General features: G+C 68.0%; 19 protein-coding genes and 1 tRNA gene. 7 read left to right on the top strand and 13 right to left on the bottom strand.

The window, feature by feature from the left end:
- Positions 1 to 82: 82 nt before the first annotated feature.
- Entirely contained in the window at positions 83 to 835 is a 753-nt protein-coding gene (rlmB, locus tag OOZ48_RS01620; RefSeq protein ID WP_269495032.1) for a 23S rRNA (guanosine(2251)-2'-O)-methyltransferase RlmB, read from the bottom strand.
- A 15-nt stretch (positions 836 to 850) separates the two neighbouring features.
- Positions 851 to 3,283 (bottom strand): ribonuclease R, encoded by a 2,433-nt coding sequence (gene rnr, locus OOZ48_RS01615; protein ID WP_269495030.1) that lies wholly within the window; start codon positions 3,281 to 3,283, stop codon positions 851 to 853.
- A 103-nt stretch (positions 3,284 to 3,386) separates the two neighbouring features.
- On the opposite strand from rnr, the gene OOZ48_RS01610 reads away from it, so the two are divergent.
- Positions 3,387 to 3,471: transfer RNA gene (locus OOZ48_RS01610), tRNA-Leu, on the top strand.
- 111 nt (positions 3,472 to 3,582) lie between these two features.
- Here OOZ48_RS01610 and OOZ48_RS01605 read toward each other — a convergent pair.
- From OOZ48_RS01605 to OOZ48_RS01585, 5 genes are all read right to left on the bottom strand, one after another.
- A complete protein-coding gene (locus OOZ48_RS01605; protein ID WP_269495028.1) occupies positions 3,583 to 5,082 on the bottom strand; it encodes an MFS transporter in 1,500 nt (499 codons plus the stop codon).
- Between the two features lie 109 nt (positions 5,083 to 5,191).
- Positions 5,192 to 6,160 carry an ABC transporter permease gene (locus tag OOZ48_RS01600; protein ID WP_269495026.1) on the bottom strand — a complete coding sequence of 323 codons (969 nt, stop codon included), beginning with the start codon at positions 6,158 to 6,160 and terminating at the stop codon, positions 5,192 to 5,194.
- Positions 6,157 to 7,092, bottom strand: coding sequence for an ABC transporter ATP-binding protein (locus tag OOZ48_RS01595; protein WP_269495024.1), 936 nt, complete (start codon positions 7,090 to 7,092; stop codon positions 6,157 to 6,159). The genes OOZ48_RS01600 and OOZ48_RS01595 overlap by 4 nt, the downstream gene beginning before the upstream one ends.
- Positions 7,089 to 8,255, bottom strand: coding sequence for a COG1470 family protein (locus tag OOZ48_RS01590; protein ID WP_269495022.1), 1,167 nt, complete (start codon positions 8,253 to 8,255; stop codon positions 7,089 to 7,091). The genes OOZ48_RS01595 and OOZ48_RS01590 overlap by 4 nt, the downstream gene beginning before the upstream one ends.
- Positions 8,256 to 8,334: 79 nt before the next feature.
- Complete coding sequence (locus OOZ48_RS01585) at positions 8,335 to 8,493, bottom strand: hypothetical protein (RefSeq protein ID WP_269495021.1); 159 nt, start codon at positions 8,491 to 8,493, stop codon at positions 8,335 to 8,337.
- A 26-nt stretch (positions 8,494 to 8,519) separates the two neighbouring features.
- Between OOZ48_RS01585 and OOZ48_RS01580 the strand changes: the two genes are divergently transcribed.
- The 6 genes from OOZ48_RS01580 to OOZ48_RS01555 all read left to right on the top strand — a co-directional run bounded on the left by OOZ48_RS01580 (position 8,520) and on the right by OOZ48_RS01555 (position 14,716).
- Complete coding sequence (locus OOZ48_RS01580) at positions 8,520 to 9,446, top strand: energy transducer TonB (RefSeq protein WP_269495019.1); 927 nt, start codon at positions 8,520 to 8,522, stop codon at positions 9,444 to 9,446.
- A 10-nt stretch (positions 9,447 to 9,456) separates the two neighbouring features.
- Positions 9,457 to 10,407, top strand: coding sequence for a MotA/TolQ/ExbB proton channel family protein (locus OOZ48_RS01575; protein ID WP_269495017.1), 951 nt, complete (start codon positions 9,457 to 9,459; stop codon positions 10,405 to 10,407).
- Between the two features lies 1 nt (position 10,408).
- The gene (locus OOZ48_RS01570; RefSeq protein WP_269495015.1) at positions 10,409 to 10,915 is read left to right on the top strand and encodes an ExbD/TolR family protein; all 507 of its coding nucleotides are present in this window, start codon (positions 10,409 to 10,411) and stop codon (positions 10,913 to 10,915) included.
- 97 nt (positions 10,916 to 11,012) lie between these two features.
- On the top strand, positions 11,013 to 11,687 hold the full coding sequence (locus OOZ48_RS01565; protein WP_269495013.1) for a response regulator: 675 nt from the start codon (positions 11,013 to 11,015) through the stop codon (positions 11,685 to 11,687).
- A 73-nt stretch (positions 11,688 to 11,760) separates the two neighbouring features.
- Entirely contained in the window at positions 11,761 to 12,825 is a 1,065-nt protein-coding gene (locus OOZ48_RS01560; protein WP_269495387.1) for a sensor histidine kinase, read from the top strand.
- Positions 12,826 to 12,829: 4 nt separating this feature from the next.
- Positions 12,830 to 14,716: a potassium transporter Kup gene (locus OOZ48_RS01555; protein ID WP_269495011.1), complete on the top strand. Its 1,887-nt coding sequence runs from the start codon at positions 12,830 to 12,832 to the stop codon at positions 14,714 to 14,716.
- 54 nt (positions 14,717 to 14,770) lie between these two features.
- Here OOZ48_RS01555 and OOZ48_RS01550 read toward each other — a convergent pair whose 3' ends face one another.
- The 6 genes from OOZ48_RS01550 to OOZ48_RS01525 all read right to left on the bottom strand — a co-directional run bounded on the left by OOZ48_RS01550 (position 14,771) and on the right by OOZ48_RS01525 (position 18,379).
- Positions 14,771 to 15,217, bottom strand: coding sequence for a hypothetical protein (locus OOZ48_RS01550; protein WP_269495009.1), 447 nt, complete (start codon positions 15,215 to 15,217; stop codon positions 14,771 to 14,773).
- A gap of 97 nt (positions 15,218 to 15,314) precedes the next feature.
- A complete protein-coding gene (gene mnhG, locus OOZ48_RS01545; protein ID WP_269495007.1) occupies positions 15,315 to 15,632 on the bottom strand; it encodes a monovalent cation/H(+) antiporter subunit G in 318 nt (105 codons plus the stop codon).
- Positions 15,629 to 15,910, bottom strand: a complete 282-nt coding sequence (locus OOZ48_RS01540) for a K+/H+ antiporter subunit F (RefSeq protein WP_269495005.1) — start codon at positions 15,908 to 15,910, stop codon at positions 15,629 to 15,631. Before OOZ48_RS01540 ends, mnhG begins: the two co-directional genes overlap by 4 nt.
- Positions 15,907 to 16,395: a Na+/H+ antiporter subunit E gene (locus tag OOZ48_RS01535; protein ID WP_269495003.1), complete on the bottom strand. Its 489-nt coding sequence runs from the start codon at positions 16,393 to 16,395 to the stop codon at positions 15,907 to 15,909. The genes OOZ48_RS01540 and OOZ48_RS01535 overlap by 4 nt, the downstream gene beginning before the upstream one ends.
- Positions 16,392 to 18,038 (bottom strand): monovalent cation/H+ antiporter subunit D, encoded by a 1,647-nt coding sequence (locus tag OOZ48_RS01530; RefSeq protein ID WP_269495001.1) that lies wholly within the window; start codon positions 18,036 to 18,038, stop codon positions 16,392 to 16,394. Before OOZ48_RS01530 ends, OOZ48_RS01535 begins: the two co-directional genes overlap by 4 nt.
- Positions 18,035 to 18,379: a Na+/H+ antiporter subunit C gene (locus OOZ48_RS01525; protein WP_269494999.1), complete on the bottom strand. Its 345-nt coding sequence runs from the start codon at positions 18,377 to 18,379 to the stop codon at positions 18,035 to 18,037. Before OOZ48_RS01525 ends, OOZ48_RS01530 begins: the two co-directional genes overlap by 4 nt.
- Between the last annotated feature and the right edge of the window lies 1 nt (position 18,380).

Here is an 18,380-nt window from a genome sequence, read left to right as displayed (position 1 = left end):
GCAAGGAGGTGGGTGGAGGTTGTGGTGAAACGTGGCCGGTGCCGCACATTATGCGCCATTCGGGCGCGGGCTGGAGGACGCCTTAGCCGTGCAGCAGGCGCTGCCTGGCTGTTTCGTACAGGCAGACGGCGCTGGCCACGCTGACGTTCAGGCTTTCGACCGAGCCCCGCATGGGGATGGCGACCAGCTCATCGCAGGTCTCGCGGGTCAGCCGGCGCATGCCTTCGCCCTCGGCGCCCATGACCCAGGCCATGGCGCGCCGCCCGTCGATCTGGTGGATGGAGTGTTCCGCCGCATCGTCCGTGCCGACCAGCCAGACCTCGCGCTCGCGCATGGCGCGCAGCGTCCGGGCCAGATTGGTCACCATGATGTAGGGCACGGTCTCGGCCGCGCCGCAGGCGACGCGCTGCACGGTGGCGTTCAGGCCCACCGCGCGGTCGCGCGGCGCGATCACCGCGTGCACGCCCGCGGCATCGGCGGTGCGCAGGCAGGCGCCCAGATTGTGCGGGTCGGTGACGCCGTCGAGCACCAGGAACAGGGCGGGCTCGGCCTGGTCCTCGAGGGTGTCGAGGACCTCGTCGACCGTGATCGCCAGCGGCCGCGGACGGGCGAGGGCGACGATGCCCTGGTGGCGCATGCCGTGGGCCAGGCCATCGAGGCGTGCGGCATCCACGGCGTGCCAGCGCACGCCGGCGGCCTCGATCTGCTGGATGCAGTGCCGCATGCGCCGGTCCTGGCGCGAGGTGTCGACATACAGATCGACGATCGAGTCGGGCGCATGGCGCAGGCGTGCCTGTACGGCATGGAAACCCGCCAATACTTGCTTGGATGACATTGTGCTGGCGTATCCCTAGCTGCGATGCTTGTGCGGCGCGGCCTTGCGCGCCGCGCGCTTGGCCTCGGCGCGGCGCTGGTGCGAGGTGGTGCCGCGTAAGGCGGCGGGCTTGGCGCCCGCGGCTTTCTTGGGCTTGGAGGCCGGCCGTGCACCACCCGATATTTCCGCCTGCAAAGCCTTGTAGTCCTCGCCCTTGACCAGGCGGAACTCGATGCGCCGCGCCTCCAGGTCGACGCGCGAGACCTGGACCTGCAGCGCATCGCCCAGCCGGTAGCGCATGCCGGTGCGCTCGCCGCGCAGTTCGTTGGTGACCTCGTTGTATTGGAAGTAGTCCGAGCCCAGTTCCGAAACGTGCGCCATGCCTTCCACGTACAGCGTGTCCAGCGTGACGAACACGCCGAAGCCGGCCACCCCGGTGATCCTGCCGCTGAAGACCTCGCCCACGTGTTCGCGCACGAACCAGCATTTCAGCCAGGCGGCGACGTCGCGCGAGGCATCGTCGGCGCGGCGCTCGCGGGCGGACAGCAGCACGCCCAGTTCCTCCCAGGTTTCCTGCTCGCGCTTGCCCGCCGGCACGCCCGCCACCGGCTGGCCTGCCAGAGGCGGCGGCGCATAGCGCTGGCCGGCGAGGATGCCGCGGATCGTGCGGTGTACCAGCAGATCGGGGTAGCGGCGGATGGGCGAGGTGAAGTGCGCGTAGTGCGTGTAGGCCAGGCCGAAATGGCCGGACTGCTCGGGACTGTAGATGGCCTGCTGCATCGAGCGCAGGCACATGGTTTGGACGATCTCGTAGTCCGGGCGGCTGCGGGCGGCCTGGATGAGCTTGGCGTAGTCCTCGGGCCGGGGTTCGTCGCCGCCTTCGAGGGTCAGGCCCAGATTGCGCAGGTATTCGCGCAGAGCCTGGAGTTTCTCGGGTGTCGGTCCCTCGTGGACGCGGAATAGCGAGCGCCGCTTGTTGCGCACGATGAAGTCCGCCGCGCAGGTGTTGGCCGCCAGCATGCATTCCTCGATGAGGCGATGGGCGTCGTTGCGCGCGTAGGGTTCGATCTTTTCGATGCGGCCCAGCGGATTGCAGACGATGCGGGTCTCGACCGTGTCGAAATCGATGGCGCCGCGCCTTTTGCGCGCCTCGGCGAAGGCCTGGTAGAGCTCGTAGGCGTCGCGCACGTGCTCGAGCAGGGGGCCGAGGCCTTGCGCCGCCGGGCCGTTGGACTGCTGCAGAGCGGCCCAGATGTCGGTGTAGGTCGTGCGCGCGTGCGAATGGATCACGGCCTCGTAGAACTGGTAGGCCGCCACCGTGCCGGCCTTGGCGCCCTGGGCGGGAATCATCATGTCGCAGACCATCACCAGGCGGTCGACGCCGGGATTCAACGAACAGATGCCGTTGGACAGGGCCTCGGGCAGCATTGGGATGACCCGTCGGGGGAAATAAACGCTGGTGCCGCGGTCCAGGGCGTCCTCGTCCAGGCCCGTCCCGGGTTGCACATAGTGGCTGACGTCGGCAATGGCGACCAGCAGCCGCCACCCCGGGCGCTTGCGCGAGGCGCTGCCCAATTCCGCCGGCATACAGAATACCGCGTCGTCGAAGTCGCGCGCGTCCTCGCCGTCGATCGTGATGAAGGGGATGTCGCGCAAGTCCACGCGGCCGCGGCATTCCGCCGCCGAGACCTGTTCGGGAATCGTGCGCAACTCGCGCATCGTGGCCTCGGAGAACTCGACCGGCACGTCGAACTTTCGCACCGCGATCTCGATTTCCATGCCGGGGTCGTCGATCTCGCCCAGAACCTCGATCACCTTGCCCAGGGGTTGCATGTGGCGCGCCGGCTGGCGCAGGATTTGCGCGGTGACCACCTGGCCGTGCTCGGCGCCGCCCGTGTCACCTGGCGCAATCAGGATGTCGTGCTTGATGCGCTGGTCCTCGGGCGCGACGATGTTGGCGCCGTGCTCCTTGAGGAAGCGGCCGACGAGCTTGCCGGTGCGCCGCTCGAGGACCTCGACGATGGTGCCTTCGGTCCGGCCCCGGTATTCGCCCGAGGGTTTGACCCGCACGCGATCACCGTGCAGCACCTTGGCCATTTCATGGGTGGACAAGTACAGGTCCTGGCCGCCGCCATCGGGGATCAGAAAGCCGAAGCCGTCGCGATGGCCCTGGACCACGCCGGTGACGAAATCGGTATTGTTGCAGATCTGCAACTTTCCTTGGGGATTGAAGCGCAATTGGCCGTCGCGCTCCATGGCCTTGATGCGGCGCACGAAGCCGGCCGACAGGGGGATGCCCGCCTCGGTGGTGTCGGCCAGGGCCTCGATAGTCATAGGTTTTCCTGCGGTGCGCAGGGTGTGCATCACCAGCTCGCGGCTGGGGACTGCCGGATCGAAATCAGGCGGTAAATCGACGGACGGTGGGGGGAGAGCGTCGGGGTTCTTGTCTTTATCAGATCGCTTTTTCAAAGGCTGCTTTTCATCCAAAAAAATGCTGCTATAATCCTGTCTTCGCTGAACGTGGCGCCAGTCAAAGCGGGCAGCAAAAGCAATAGCATACACGTTATGCCGTGCCCAGGTGGCGGAATTGGTAGACGCGCATGGTTCAGGTCCATGTGCCGCAAGGTGTGGAGGTTCGAGTCCTCTCCTGGGCACCACTTCTCTGTTTTGAGAAGTCCAATGCAGTCCGATGTCCTCTGACGTCAAAAAGCAAAACCCGCATAGATCTCAGGTCTTGCGGGTTTTTTGCATCCGGCCCGTCGATACTGTCAGTCCACCAGCCGGCCGCGGTTGCGCCGACCGCGGTCGCCCAGGTCCTTGACGGCGACGCCCAGCGCCACCATCACCACCAGGCTGATCACCCCGAACCCGACGGATACGGCGACTGACCACGAGGCGGTGGTCAGGGTCGCGAACACCGCCGCCGTGATCATGGCGATGCCCACCGAGGTTCCGATGCGCTGGCCGGTCTGCATGATGGCGCCCGAGCTGCCCGCGTAGTTCAGGGGCACGTCCTCCAGGGTCAGGGCCTGGTTGGGGCTGATGACCGAGCCCTGGGCCAGTCCGATGAACGACAGCGACAGCAGCAGCCACCAGATGCTGAGGCGGCCCTGTTCGTACAGCAGCACTACGGCGACGCTGGCCGCCAGGCCGACCAGGGCAAGGACCAGGCCGCCGATCACGAGCTTGCGGCCGTAGCGGTGCACGCGCCGGCCGGCCCAGTCGGCCGCATAGGCCGACAGCAGAGCCGCCGGGATGCCGAACAGCCCGGCTTCCAGCGCGGTCTTGCCGGCGCCTTCCTGCACGTACAGCGCCACCAGCACCCAGATGCTGGTCATGCCCAGGAAATACAGGGCCATGATGATGATGCCGTTGGTAAAGCTGGCGGTGGAAAAGATCTCCAGATCGACCATGGGGCTGCCGCCGCGGCGCGCGTAGCGCCGCTCCCAGCGCACCCAGAGGTAGAACAGCAGGGCGCAGGCCGGCAGCAGCAGCCAGGTGAGCGGTGTTTCGCGGGCTTCGACGAACGGCAGCAGCACCGCCAGCACGGCCAGCCCCAGCAGCACCGAGCCCACCGGGTCCAGGGCGCGCAGCAGCTGTCCGGCCCGGCCGGCGCCCCGGGCGCCGATGCTGCGGATCAGGGGCTTGGGAAACCACAGCAGTCCCAGGATGATCGTGGCGATGCCGATGGGCACGTTGACCAGGAAGGTCAGCCGCCAGCCCAGGTCCAGGCCGCCCAGTTCGATCAGGAATCCGCCCAGCACAGGGCCGATGGCCACTGAAAAGCCGACCGCCGTGCCGAAATAGCCGAATGCCCGTCCGCGCTCGGCACCCCTGAAATACTGCTGGATCATCCCGATGCCCTGCGGGTTCAGCAGGCCCGAGCCGATGCCTTGCACCAGCCGCGCGGCATTGAGCCAATCCGCGTCGGGCGCCAGGCCGGCGGCGACCGATGAGGCGGTGAAGACCCCGGCGCCCGCCAGGAACAGGCCTCCGCGGCCCATGATGTCGCCCGCGCGTCCGGCGGCCACCAGCACCACCCCGAAGGTCAACGCATAGCCCGACAACACCCACTGGATGTCGGAGCGCGAGGCGTCCAGGGCCAGCTGTATCGACGGCAGGGCGACATTGACGATGCTCACGCCGATCAGGGTCATGAAAATGGCGGTGAGCAGCACCGCCAGGATCCGCCAGCGCACGGCGTCGGGCACGGTGCCGTCGCTGGTCGGGGCGGTTGTGGAAGGCGAGGGGGCCGGTGGTCGCGTCATTCAAGCCTGCGGTCAGGGAACTCCGAGGCCCATTGTAGCGGCCGTCATGCGCCGTCCCCGATCCAGGCCGGTCCGGCGCGGCGGTGGGCCGCACCGGACCGCCGTGCGCCTACGTGCGCACCTCCTGGCGCTGAAAGCATACGTAGCCCGCCGTGAACAGCACCAGCACCGCCGCGATCAGGCCCGTGAACTGGGGCCAGACGATGGCCAGGCTTTCAGACAGCGGCAGCGGCGCGCCCAGCAGGGCACCCTGGATCTGCGACAGGAACACCGGCCCCAGGCTGCGGGTGGCCGGGCTCAGCAGAGTGATGGCCGTGTCGTTGAACAGGGTCGCGGGCGAGGCGTGCATCAGCGCCTGCTGCCAGGCGAGGGTGTTCATGTCCATGCCGCCCGACAGCACGGTGGCCAGGTCGGGTGGGGCGATCGCCTGGGCGATGGCGGGTGCCAGCATCGGCCACAGCAGGGCGGTGAACAGCCACAGGCCCAGCGCCACCAGCGCCGAGGTCGAGGCCGAGCGGAACACCACCGAGCACAGCAGCGCCAGGCCCAGCCACACCCCGGCGTAGGCCAGGGCCGCGCACAGGAACGCCAGCGAGCGCAGCACCTCCTCGCCGCTGGGCGGCACGCCCAGCAGGATGAGCCCCGCGCCCATCACCAGCAGCCAGAGGCACACCAGGCAGACCGCCAGCGCCGCCAGCCCCGCGAGGAACTTGCCCAGCAGCAGCGCGTCGCGGTAGATCGGCTGGGACAGGATGCGGCTCATGGTGCGATGGTTGTATTCGCCGTTGATCGCATCGAATCCCAGACCGATGGCCACCAGCGGGATCAGAAAGCCCAGCAGCGCCGCGAAGGAGGGCAGCGGCGCCTGGGCGTCGGTGAACAGGCGCAGAAACACGAACGGATCCGTGGAGGTGGTCTGGCGGATGCCCTCGAGGGCGCCGTACAGGGCGGCGGCGGCCGTCAGCACGACCAGCCATTCGAGGATGCGCATGCGCGCGCTGCCCATGTGGTCGGCCAGTTCCTTGGCGGTCACCGCGCCCAGTCCTTGCCAGGGCGAGCCTTCTCTGCGTGTGCTCATGCGGATGCTCCCGTGCGGAAAGTGTGGCGATAGATGGCCTCCAGGCTGGGGACATCCACGGCCAGGGATTGCAGACCCGCGCCCGCGGCGATGGCGGCGCGCGCGGCATCGGCGCGGACGTCGCCCGCGGCCCGCAGCACGTAATGCCCGGGTCCGGATACGCGCACGCCGCTGACGCCGGGAACGGCGGCCAGCGCATCGCGGATGTCGGGTCCCTCGGCCTGGAGGCGGATCTCGTGGCTGTCGCCCAGCACGCGCCGGGCCAGTTCGTCGACCCGGCCCGAGAGCGCGATGCGCCCGGCGTTGAACAGCGCCACCCGGTCGCAGACGCGCTGCACCTGATCGAGCAGATGCGAGGACAACAGGATGGTCGCGCCGTCGGCGCGCAACTCTTCGATGAGCGCCAGGAAAGACTCGGTCGACTGCGGGTCCAGGCCGGAGGTGGGCTCATCGAGGATGGCGATCGGCGCGCGTTTCATGATGATCTCGGCCAGTCCCAGGCGGCGCCGCATGCCGTGCGAGAACGCGCCCACGCGCTGTCGCGCATGCTCGGCGAGGTTCACGCGCTCCAGCGCTTGCAGGATGCGCGCGTCGCGCTCGCCGGCCTCGATGTCCAGCAGCCTGGCCGTATAGCGCAGGTTGTCGAGCGCCGTGAGGCCGTCGTAGAAGCCGACCGAATCCGGCATGTAGCCCACGCGGCGCTTGACCGCCAGGGGTTGGCGCTGCGGATCCGCGCCCAGGATGCGCACCGCCCCGCGCGTGGCCTCGGTCAGGCCGAGCAGGATGAGAATGGTCGTGGTCTTGCCGGCGCCGTTGGGGCCCAGCAGGCCGAAGACCTCGCCCGCGCCGACCTCGAAGCTGATCTCGTGCAGCGCGGTCTGCCGACCGTAGTCCTTGCCCAGTCCCTGGGCCGTGATGACCGGCGCGCTCATCGCCGGCCGTACCTGGCGACCGCCCCGATCAGTACCAGCAGGGCGATGGCGATGAGGATGGCGCCGCTGACGCCCCACAGGCTCGAGGTGGTGACCGACACGCGCAGGTCGCCATGCGCCGACTGCCCCTGGGAGCGCGCCGAGAGCTTGACCATATAGTCCCCGGCGAGCGACTGCGAGGAGGGCGTGATGTGGGCCTGGACCTCGGCGGTCTTGCCCGGCTCGATGCGCTCGATGCGGTCGGGCTCGAACTCGAGTTTCCAGCCCGAGGGGGCCGAGCCGTCCAGGGCGATGTCCTGGGCGGCCGCGGTGCCGCTGTTGCGGATCTCGAGCGGCACGGTCGAGGCTTCGTGGATCTGGGCGCTGGCGCTCATCAGCCCGTCGCGGCCCGACAGGTCCAGTTGTGGCTGTCCGGTGATGTCCACCGTCAGGTCGGTGCTGGCCGATACGCCCGCCGCCGAGACCGTGACCTTGACGGGGTGTTCACCGGCGGGCGTCATGGCGGGCGGGCGCACGTGCAGCTTGACGTCCTTGGATTCCCCGGCCTTGATCGGCACCGCGCTGACCTGCTGCGTGCCGTAGCCTTCGGTGAACGAGAGGTCGTAGTACTGCGGCGCCTGGGCGTCCAGACTGGCGAGCACGTCCTCGCCACTGTCGTTCTTGATCTTCAACTGGAAATCGAAAGCGGACTTGGTGGATCCGGTCAACTGCGGCAGGTCGGACTGGATCGACAACTTGGGCGGCAGACGGTCGGCGATCCGGACGTCGATGGGCAGGCTCAGCCGCCGCTGGTCGCCCTCGGCGTGGACCACCAGCGTATGCGTGGATGCATTCTTGGCTTGAGGGATATCAAGGCGCAATTTCAGGGACAGCGTATCGTTGGCGGCGGGCATGGCCGAGGCGACGGGCTGGCCGCCGCCCAGCAAGGTCGCCGTCCAGCCCTCCGGCACCCCCGTGACCGACAGCGACAGGCGCTCGGGCGGGGTCTGGTGATTGTGCAGACTCAGTCCGATGCTGGATGTTTCGCCCGCCTGCAGCGTCACCGAGGGAAAGTCGCTGGTCAGATAGATGCCCGTCGGCGGGGTGTCCGCGGCCCATGCGGCCGCGGGGGCCTGCAGCCACAGCGTGCAGGCTGCGGCAAGGATTGCGAGGGATTTGTGCATGATGGCGTCCGGTCTCCTGTTGTTGGCGGGTTGTGTGTGAACCGTTTTCCTAAATGACCGGGTTCCATGGTTTCGAGTTTCATCCAATGCGTATCTTTTTGTTTCCATGCGGCGCGAGTGAGGGACGGCTCCCCAGGGTGTTCATGCCGGTCGCCAGGGTGTTTTTTTTGTCGTCTAGTTTATTTTCAAATTGAGAATCGTTCGCATTCCTGATAAAATCTTTCGGCTTCGGGGACATGTCCCTTTTTCTTGAATCGCTAGCGCATGCCCATCGGCTCGACACCCCGTTATCCGCTCCAGAGGCTGGCCGCCGCGCTCGTGGCGATCGGCCTGCATGCGGCCGTGCTGGCCATGGCGCTGTCCTCGACGGTGGATCAGGTGTCCCCCGGCGAGGAGGACGCGATCGACGTCCAGTTCGTCGAACTGGGGCCGGCCCTCGAACCGGCGTCCGCGCCGGAAGCCGTCGTGGAAGCGGAGCCCGAGCCCGAGATCGACACCCCGCCCGAACCCGAGCCGGTCGTCGAGCCTGAGCCGGAACCGGAGCCCGAAATCGAACCCGAGCCCGAACCCGAGCCGGAAATCGAACCTGAACCTGAACCCGAGCCGGTCGTCGAGCCGCCGCCCGAACCCGAACCGGTGCCTGAACCCGAGCCCGAGCCGATACCCGAGCCGGAGCCCGAGGCGATCGTCGAACCCCCCAAGCCCGAGCCGCCACCGAAGCCGGAACCGCCGCCCAAGCCCGAGCCGCCGCCCAAGCCGGAACCACCCCCCAAGCCCAAGCCGAAGCCCAAGCCGAAGCCGGTGGTCCAGAAGCCTGCACCCAAACCGGCGCCGCAGGTGGCCGCGGTACCCGGTCCCAGCGCGCCCGCCGCCAAGGCCGCCGGCAAGCCCGTCGAAGTCGATCCCGACCGGCCCCGCACCATCGGGCGTGTCGATTACCTGGGCAGGCGCCCCAGCCCGATCTATCCGCGGTTGTCCGAGCGCCGGGGCGAGCAGGGTCGCGTGGTGCTGCGCGTCCTGATCAATCCGCAAGGCGGCGTGGCCAAGGTCACCGTCCATCGTTCGTCGGGCTACTCGCGGCTGGACCAGGCGGCGATCGAGGCCATGCGCACGGCGCGTTTCCGCCCATACACAGAGAACGGGATCGCCTACAAGGCGCTCGTCGACATTCCCTTCGATTTTGTTTTATAGGACACATCCGATGCTTGAGTTCATGAGTGACGCCTTGCACATCCTGGCGCAGGTGACGGGGCCGGATGGCGCGGCAGCCGCGGTAAGTGCCGTGCAGCCGCTGACCAGCGCCGCCGCACCGCTCACCGATGCGGCCACATCCGCGGCCCAGGCCGTTGCGCCGGCGGCCGGCGCCGTCGTCCCCATGCTGCCGGCGCCACCGACACCCGCCGACCTGGGACCGGGCGGACTGGGCGTCATGCATTTCGTGTCGCAAAGCGACATCGTGGGCAAGTCGCTGTTCGTCTTCCTGCTGCTGATGTCGCTGGCAAGCTGGTACCTGATCCTGTCGAAGACCTTCACGCATCTGCGCATCCGCCGCCGCTCGTCCAAGTTCCTGGCCGAGTTCTGGGCGGCCAGCTCGCTCGAGCAGGTCGAGAACGAGATCGCCACGCACGGCGCCGAGGAACCCTTCGCCCACCTGGCCAGCCACGCCATCCACGCGCGCAAGCACCATGCGAAGTACGGTGCGATGAAGCTCGAGGAAAGCGGCTCGACCGCCGCCTTCGTCACCCGCACGATCCGCAAGGTCATCGACGAGGAAACCGCCCGTCTGGAAAACGGCTTGACACTGCTGGCCTCGGTGGGGTCGACCGCGCCGTTCGTCGGCCTGTTCGGCACGGTCTGGGGGGTCTATCACGCCCTGCTGAGCATCAGCATGTCCGAGGGGGTGACCATCAACCGGATCGCCGGCCCGGTGGGCGAGGCCCTGATCATGACCGGCCTGGGCCTGGCCGTGGCCATACCGGCGGTGCTGGCCTACAACGCCTTTGTGCGCGCCAACCGCGTGTACCTGGCCAACCTGGACGCATTCGCCCACGATCTGTTCACCTTCCTGTCCACGGGGCAGCAGGTCGTGGAAAACGGCCATGACCGCGGCCGTCACATCAATCTCGCGGCCACCACCGCGCGCGGAGCCTGACATGGCGTTCGGCGGCTTCGACTCCAAGGGTCCGTCCAGCACCATGTCGGAGATCAACATGGTGCCCCTGATCGACGTGATGCTGGTGCTGCTGGTGATCTTCATCATCACGGCGCCCTTGCTCAGTCATTCCATCCGCATCGACGTGCCCCAAGTCAGCGCGCAGCCGGTCGAACAAGAGCCCCTGGTCGTGGACATCGCCATCGATCCGCAGGGCGCCGTGTTCTGGAACGAGCAGCCGGTGGCGGTGGAGGATCTGGCCGTGCGCTTCGCCCAGGAGGCGGTGCGCGACCCGCAGCCCCAGGTGCGCATCCGGGCCGATCTGGATACGCGCTACGCCACGCTGGCCGAGGTCATGGCGGCGGCGCGCAAGGCGGGGATCAAGCGCCTGGGCTTCATTACACGGCCGGGCGATTCGACGCCACAGGAGGCCGCCGCCGCAGCCCCGGGAGCCTCCTCGGGCCCGGCGGCTGCAACACCGCCCGCCACGGCCGGCAGCGCGCGATAAATGCTTGAATCCGCCCGTTTCTTCAGGACAATGTCAGGTATGTAACGACTGGCGGCGCGCGCTGTGTGCACGCCTCGCTTCGGGCTAGAATCACGGCATGCGAGTGCTAGTGATCGAAGACGATACGACCCTGGGACATGCCCTGCGCGAGTTCCTGGGCGATCAGGGCTATGCCGTGGACTGGCTCAAGGAAGGCGACTGCGTCGAGAGCGCGATCGCGGGCCAGGATTATGACTTGCTGCTGCTGGATCTCAACCTGCCGGGCCTGCCGGGGCTCGAGGTGCTCAGGCGCCTGCGGGCCGCGGGCAACCAGGTGCCGGTGCTCATCCTGACGGCGCGCGATGGGCTCGAGGACCGTGTGGCGGGGCTCGATGCCGGCGCCGACGACTATGTCACCAAGCCCTTCGAATTGCCCGAGCTCGCTGCGCGCGTGCGGGCCTTCGCGCGCCGGCGCGTGGGCACGGCCCGCACATTGCTCGAATGCGGGCCGCTCACCCTGGACACGGTGGACCGCCAAGTGCGGGTCGATGGTGCCCGGCTGTCCCTTTCGGTGCGCGAGCTCTCCGTGCTCGAGATGCTCATGGCGCGTCCCGGGCGGGTCGTGACCAAGCAGCAGATCGTCAATTCCTTGTCGGCCTGGGATGCCGACTTCAGCGAGAATGCGGTCGAGGTCTACATCTATCGCCTGCGCAAGCGCCTGGACGGCACCGGCGCGGGCATCCAGACCGTGCGTGGATTCGGCTACCTGCTCGATAGCGACCGTGCCCAATAGCACCAACCCCGCCGGGGCGCCGGCACCGCGGCCGGACGACGTCGCCCGGCCCGCCGGCCTGTTTGGGCGCCTGATGCCCCGGGGGTCGCTTGCGCGGCACTTGGTCCAGCGGCTGCTGCCGGCCCTGGTGATCCTGGTGCTCATCGACCTGGTGGCGACCTGGTTCATCACGCGCGGCATCACCTCGAATGCCTGGCTGCTGCGCGACCTGTTCTGGACCATGGTCTTCAGCCAAGTGTTCCTGGTGATCCTGTTCGCCTGGGTCCTGGTGTCGGGCATCCGCTCCGAATTGGCCTCCATCAACCGCCTGTCCGACGACATCCGCCAACGATCGGTCGACGACCTGCAACCGCTGGACCAGACCGGCCTGCCGACCGAAATCGCGCCGCTGGTGATCCGCTTCAACGGCCTGCTCGTAGGGCTGGACGATGCCATGCAGGCGCAACGCCGCTTCATCGGCCATGCGGCGCACCAGCTGCGTACGCCCCTGGCGGGACTGAAACTCGAATCCGAACTGATGCTCGCCCGCGACCTGCCCGAGGACGTGCGCGCCCGTGCCGAACGGATCAAGCAAGTCAGCGACCGCATGATCCGCCTGGGCCAGCAGCTCCTGATCCTCGCGCGCGCGGACCGCTCGGCACGGCCCAGCGACCGCTTCACGCGCCTGGACCTGTGCGAATGGATGCGCCATGCGGGCTCGGAGTGGCTGGCGGCTGCGCGCGAGCGCCGGCTCGAGCTGCAGCTGGCGGCGCCCGACGGGCCGGTCTGGATCGACGGCGATCCGCTGCTGCTGGGCGAATTGCTGGGCAATCTGATCGACAACGCCCTGCGCTATGGCAAGGACGCGACGACGGTGACCCTGCGCATCGCCGCGAACCCGCCGTCCTTTACCGTCGAGGACGATGGGGCGGGGATCGGCGCCGAGGACGTCGAGCGGGTGTTCGAGGCGTTTTATCGCTCCGCCGGCGTATCGGTCGAGGGGTCCGGGCTGGGACTGGCGATCGTGCGCGAGATCGCGGGGGCGCACGGCGCCTGGTGGAAACTCGCCAGCCGGCCGGATTTTCCCGGCACCCGCGTGACCATCGTTTTTCCGGGGCCGCGCCGGGGCGCCCGCCTGACCCGGATCGAATCCGTCTAGCAGTATGCGAAATAATCACGAGGCGCAGCCGTCCTCGCCCCGGGCGGCACTGTTGGTCGGCGCGCTGGGTGTGGTGTACGGGGACATCGGTACGAGCCCCCTCTACACCATGAAGGTCGCCCTTGCGGGCGCCGGGCGGCCCGATGCCGCGCATATTCTTGGCGTGCTGTCCATCCTGTTCTGGATGCTCGTGGTGGTGGTCTCGCTCAAATACGTGACCTGCATCCTGCGGGCCGACAATCGGGGCGAGGGCGGCACGCTCGCCCTGATGGAGCTGGCCGCGCGCGGACGCTCAGCGCAGGCACGCTGGCGTTTGGTCATCCTGGGCCTCATCGGCGCAAGCCTCTTTTACGGCGACAGCATGATCACGCCGGCGATCTCGGTACTGTCGGCGGTCGAGGGCATCGGCGTGGTCTCGCATACCCTGGACCCGTGGGTGGTGCCGATTTCGGTGCTTGTGCTGGTGGCCTTGTTCATGATGCAGGCGCGCGGCACGGGGGCGATGGGGCGCCTGTTCGGTCCGGTCATGCTGTTGTGGTTCCTCGTGCTGGGTGCGCTGGGCGCCTGGCGCATCCTGCAGGCGCCCGAGGTCCTCCAGGCCGTCAATCCGGTGTGGGCCCTGCGCTTCATCGGCCAGGCGCCTTGGGAGACCTTTGTGGCCCTGGGGTCGCTGGTGCTGGCCTTGACCGGCGCCGAATCCTTGTATGCGGACATGGGCCATTTCGGCCGGCCGGCGATTCGGCGGGCCTGGTTCTGGCTGGTCCAGCCGGGGCTGGTGTTGTGCTATTTCGGACAAGGCGCGCTGCTGTTGAACAATCCGGCGGCGATCCGCAATCCCTTCTTCCTGCTGGCGCCGGACTGGGGCTTGGTGCCGCTGGTGTGCCTGGCCGCGGCGGCGACCGTGATCGCCTCGCAGTCGGTGATCTCCGGTGCGTTTTCGGTGACCCGCCAGGCGGTGCAGCTGGGCTATTGGCCGCGCATGGTGATCCAGCACACCTCGGCGCGCGAGGAAGGCCAAATCTATCTGCCCCGGGTCAATGGACTGCTGATGCTTGCGGTCCTGGTCCTGGTCCTTGCCTTCGGCTCGTCCGATCGCCTGGCCCACGCCTACGGATTCGCCGTCACCGGCACCATGTTGATGACTTCGGTGCTGGCCTTCGCCGTGCTGCCCCGGGGTGCGCACGGCCTGCGCCGCCTGGCCTGGCTGGCACTGATCAGCGTGTTTCTGGTGATCGACATCCTGCTGTTTTCATCGAACACACTCAAGATCCTCGATGGCGGCTGGCTGCCGCTGCTGGTGGGGCTGGCCTTGCTGACCTTGATGGTGACCTGGAAGCGCGGCCGCCAGCAGGTCCACGACATGCTGGCCGGCGACCAGCAGCCATTGACCGAGTTCATGGCGGCGCTGGAACAGTACCCGCCCACCCGCGTCCCCGGCACGGCGGTCTTCATGAGCATGATCGTCGGGACGGTGCCGCCGGCGCTGCTGCATAACCTCAAGCACAACAAAGTCCTGCACGAGCAGGCCCTGTTTCTGACGGTCGAGAGCGCCGGCGTGCCCTATGTGCCGTTCAGCGAGCGCGTGCACCTGCAGCGCATCAGCCGCAGCAGCTGGCAGGCGGTGGCCCGCTGGGGGTTCAAGCAGGAGCCGAATGTGCCGCAGGTCATCGAGCAGATCGCCCAGGAACTGCCCGAGCTCGAGCTCGACCCCATGCGGATTTCTTACTTCCTGTCGCGCCAGACCGTCATCGTGGTGCGCAAGCGCAGATGGCTGGACTATGGGCAGCGGCGGCTGTTCGCCTTCATGGCGCGCAACGCCAGCCGCAGCACCCGGTTCTACAAGATCCCCCCCAACCGCGTGGTCGAGATGGGCATGCAGACCGAGCTGTAGCAGCACCCGCTCTGCAGGACATGCGCGTTAGAGACCGGGGCCGCGGCCGTGGTCTCAGTTGATCGAGCCGCTTGCGGGGGCGGTGCCGGGCGTGCCCGGTGCCGGCATGGTCGTCACGGGCGCCGGTGTGGTGATCGTGGTTTCACGAATGACGCCGCCTGAGGAGACGGAACCCTCGGTCACGGTGCCCTTTTCCATCAAAGTCAGGCAGTCCTGGCGTTGGTCGGCGGGCAGGGCATCGCAGCGCGCGCTGCGGTTGGCGGCCTCGGCTTGAACGCCGGGCGCGGTCAATGTGTTGCGGCGGGCAGCCTCGAGGGCGGCGCCGGCCTCTTGCAGGCACGCCTGCTTGTCGATGCCGGGGGTGGAGTGGCAGCGCTGGACGTCCGCCTGGTATTGCGTCTGAGCGGTGTCCGCCGCGCGCGCCAGCGGGGAGAACAGGATGGCGGCGCCCAGGCCCAGTACGACCAGACCGGGGGTGCGTCCATGTGTCGGAATACGCATGATGGATACTCCTTGTTCGAGCCGGCCCGACGGTTTCGGGCCGTGCTTGGCATGAAGTTCCAGTGTACGGGTTTGCCCTAGGCCGGGTGTGACAAAATCATTCGGGTCGGCGGCCGCCCTGGCGCCGAATCGCGCTTTGCATCAGCAAAATGGCGGTGACCGGGGCTGTCATGATCAGAAACAGGCTGATCAGGAATTCATGCAGCACCGGCCGTCCCTGCAGGACGGTGGCCACCAGCGTCGAAGCCAGCACCATGCAGAACACGCCCAGCGTCATGCCGAGGGTGGGGGCGTGCATGCGCTCGTTGAACGTGCGCAGGCGCAGCAGGCCGATCGAGCCGATGAGGGTCAGCACGCCGCTGACGATCATCAGCAGGGCGACGGGGACGATGATCCAGGCGGGTATGGCATTCATGGTTCGATGACCTCGCCGCGCAGCAGGAACTTGGCCAGTGCCGCCGATCCGACGAAGCCGAACAAGGCGATCAGCAGGGCGACGTCGAAATACAGTCCTTCTTCGAAGCGCAAACCCAGCACCAGCAGGATCAGCATGCCGTTGATGTAGACAGTGTCCAGCGCAAGCACGCGGTCCTCGGCGGTGGGGCCGCGCATCAGGCGCAACGCAGCGCACAGCAGGCCCAGCGAAAAGCACAGCAGCGCAAAGACGCCGGCCCAGTTCAGCAAGAGCATCATTCGAAGATCTCCATCAAGGGGGCCTCGTAGCGATCCTGGATCGTGCGGGTCCACGCCTCGCGATCCTGCAGGTCGAGGACGTGCAGGGTCAGGACGTGGGTCCGTTCATCCAGGCCCGCCCACACCGTGCCCGGGGTATAAGTGATGATGCACGACAGGGCCGCGAGGCCGTGCGGGTCGTGCATCCGCAACGGAATGTCGAGGAATCCCGGCGCCGCATTCGCCTTGTCGCCCTGCAGGATGCGGCGGCTGACCGCGACATTCGAGCGGGTGATGTCCACGGCGACGTGCCAGACCAGGCGTACGGCGGTCAGCGGATGGGACAGGCTTGCGCGCACCGGGCGCAGGCCGGGCGCGAGCAGGGACAGGACCAGGGCGATCGCCGCCCCCAGGACCAGGTTGCCCGCGGACAGGCTGTCGTTGAGCAGCAGCCACAGCGCCAGCAGCAGGCACGGCAGCGGCAGGAATCGCAGCACGGCCCTCATCGCGCGTCCCCGTTGGCGGAGGAGGACACCTGCGGGCGCAAGGGGTCCTGCAGCAACACGGCCTGGATGTAATGCCGTGGCTGGTCGAGGTAGTGCGCCGTGTCCTCCAGGTAGGCCATGGCGGGACCGGCTTTCCAGGTCAGGCCGGCGCACGCCAGCAACAGCACGCAGATCGGCGCCGCCTCGGTGAAGCGCAGGCGCGGCACGCGGATGTCATCGGGTATCCAGAACAGCCGCACGCCGCTGCGGCTGAGCGCGATCAGGCAGGCGATGCCCGAGCCGAGCATGGCGCCCACCAGCAGCCAGACGTTGAAGGTGGGGGCGCCGTATTCCGCCGTGCGCAGCGCCGCCGACAACAGGGAGAATTTGGCGACGAAGCCCGACAGGGGCGGCAGGCCGATGATCAGCAGGGCGCAGGCGATGAAGCTGAGTCCCAGGAACGCCATGGCCGCCGGCACGGGAACGCCGACGACCTCCTCGGACAGGCCGGCGCGGTCGGGATCGTCCAGGTCGAAGGCTTCGAGGCTGATCGCCAGCAGGTCCGAGCCGAAGGATTGTGTGCGCGCCACCAGTTCCAGCAGCAGGAACAGCGCGCCCAGCGCCAGCACCGAGCTGACCAGGTAATACAGGGCGGGGCCGGTGAGCGTGACGCCGGGCATGCCCAGCGCCGCGAACAGCGTGCCCGAGGACACGATGATGGCGTAGGCGGCGATGCGCTCGGGGTGCGTGCTGGCGATCATCCCCAGCGAGCCGAATGCCAGGGTCGCGATGCCGGCCGGAAACATCCAGGCGCCGCCGAAGGCGGCCGGCGCGCCGGCCGGCAGCAGCAGCGCGCCGATGCGCAGCAAGGCATAGATGCCGACCTTGGTCATGATCGCGAACAGCGCGGCCACCGGAGCGCAGGCCTGCGAATACGCGTTGGGCAGCCAGAAATTCAACGGCCAGGCCGCCGCCTTGATCAGGAATGCGATGCCCAGCACGGCGGCGCCCGCGTCGAACAAGTTGCGGTCGGCCGCCGGCAGCGTATGGATCCGCAAGGCCAGGTCGGCCATGTTCAGGGTGCCGGTCAGGCCGTAGATCATGGCCAGCGCGATCAGCAGCAGGAACGAGGCGATCAGGTTGATGCCGATGTAGTGTAGGCCGGCGCTGACGCGCTGCTTGCCCGAGCCGTGCAGCATCAGTCCATAGGAGGCGGTCAGCAGGATCTCGAAGCAGACGAACAGATTGAACAGGTCGCCCGCGAGGAATGCGCCGTTCAGGCCCATCAGCTGCAACTGGAACAGGGGATGGAAGTGCGCCCCCGCACGGTCCCAGCGCGCGGTGGCGTAGACCCAGGCGCACGTCCCCAGCAGGATGGTGAGGGCCAGCATCAGGGCCGAGAGGCGGTCGACCACCACGACGATGCCGAAGGGGGCCGGCCAGTCGCCCACCAGGTACACGCCTACGCCGTCGGGCCAGGGGCTGAAAGCGGCGCCGCCGGTGTTCACGAGCAGTTGCGCCGCGACGATGCCTTGCAGGATCAGCGCCGCCGCCGAGATCGCCAGGCGCGCCGTGCGCTGGTTGTCGCGCAGGAACAGCATGAGCGCGGCGGCCAGCAGCGGGATCAGGACCGGCAGCACCGGCAGGTGGTGGCTCCAGCTCACGGGCGGTGCTCCTCACCGTCGACGTGGTCGGTGTCGGACAGGCCGCGCGAGGCGAGCAGCACGACCAGAAACAGCGCCATGGTGGCGAAACCGATGACGATGGCCGTCAGCACCAGGGCCTGGGGCAGCGGATCGGCATAATGGCTGGGGTCGGCCGCCCAGTGCGTGTTGATGACCGGCGGCGCCTCCAGGCGGATGCGGCCCATCGAGAAAATGAACAGGTTCACCGCGTACGACAGCAAGGCAAGCCCCATGATGAACTGGAAGGTGCGGGGACGCAGCAGCAGCCAGATGCCGGAGCCCGACAGTACGCCGATGGCGCAGGCCAATATCCATTCCATG

Origin of the sequence: Castellaniella sp. S9 (genome assembly GCF_027257175.1) — a bacterium.
GTDB lineage: Bacteria > Pseudomonadota > Gammaproteobacteria > Burkholderiales > Burkholderiaceae_B > Castellaniella.
Note: the sequence above shows the minus strand (reverse complement) of the source record. Positions and strands in the feature narration are given on the sequence as shown.

Bases quoted from the DNA above. Each gene is read 5' to 3' on its own strand.
- rlmB (WP_269495032.1), bottom strand. From the start codon at position 835: ATGTCATCCAAGCAAGTATTGGCGGGTTTCCATGCCGTACAGGCACGC.
- OOZ48_RS01605 (WP_269495028.1), bottom strand. From the start codon at position 5,082: ATGACGCGACCACCGGCCCCCTCGCCTTCCACAACCGCCCCGACCAGC.
- OOZ48_RS01600 (WP_269495026.1), bottom strand. From the start codon at position 6,160: ATGAGCACACGCAGAGAAGGCTCGCCCTGGCAAGGACTGGGCGCGGTG.
- OOZ48_RS01595 (WP_269495024.1), bottom strand. From the start codon at position 7,092: ATGAGCGCGCCGGTCATCACGGCCCAGGGACTGGGCAAGGACTACGGT.
- OOZ48_RS01590 (WP_269495022.1), bottom strand. From the start codon at position 8,255: ATGCACAAATCCCTCGCAATCCTTGCCGCAGCCTGCACGCTGTGGCTG.
- OOZ48_RS01585 (WP_269495021.1), bottom strand. From the start codon at position 8,493: ATGTCCCCGAAGCCGAAAGATTTTATCAGGAATGCGAACGATTCTCAA.
- OOZ48_RS01580 (WP_269495019.1), top strand. From the start codon at position 8,520: ATGCCCATCGGCTCGACACCCCGTTATCCGCTCCAGAGGCTGGCCGCC.
- OOZ48_RS01575 (WP_269495017.1), top strand. From the start codon at position 9,457: ATGCTTGAGTTCATGAGTGACGCCTTGCACATCCTGGCGCAGGTGACG.
- OOZ48_RS01570 (WP_269495015.1), top strand. From the start codon at position 10,409: ATGGCGTTCGGCGGCTTCGACTCCAAGGGTCCGTCCAGCACCATGTCG.
- OOZ48_RS01565 (WP_269495013.1), top strand. From the start codon at position 11,013: ATGCGAGTGCTAGTGATCGAAGACGATACGACCCTGGGACATGCCCTG.
- OOZ48_RS01560 (WP_269495387.1), top strand. From the start codon at position 11,761: ATGCCCCGGGGGTCGCTTGCGCGGCACTTGGTCCAGCGGCTGCTGCCG.
- OOZ48_RS01555 (WP_269495011.1), top strand. From the start codon at position 12,830: ATGCGAAATAATCACGAGGCGCAGCCGTCCTCGCCCCGGGCGGCACTG.
- OOZ48_RS01550 (WP_269495009.1), bottom strand. From the start codon at position 15,217: ATGCGTATTCCGACACATGGACGCACCCCCGGTCTGGTCGTACTGGGC.
- mnhG (WP_269495007.1), bottom strand. From the start codon at position 15,632: ATGAATGCCATACCCGCCTGGATCATCGTCCCCGTCGCCCTGCTGATG.
- OOZ48_RS01540 (WP_269495005.1), bottom strand. From the start codon at position 15,910: ATGATGCTCTTGCTGAACTGGGCCGGCGTCTTTGCGCTGCTGTGCTTT.
- OOZ48_RS01535 (WP_269495003.1), bottom strand. From the start codon at position 16,395: ATGAGGGCCGTGCTGCGATTCCTGCCGCTGCCGTGCCTGCTGCTGGCG.
- OOZ48_RS01525 (WP_269494999.1), bottom strand. From the start codon at position 18,379: ATGGAATGGATATTGGCCTGCGCCATCGGCGTACTGTCGGGCTCCGGC.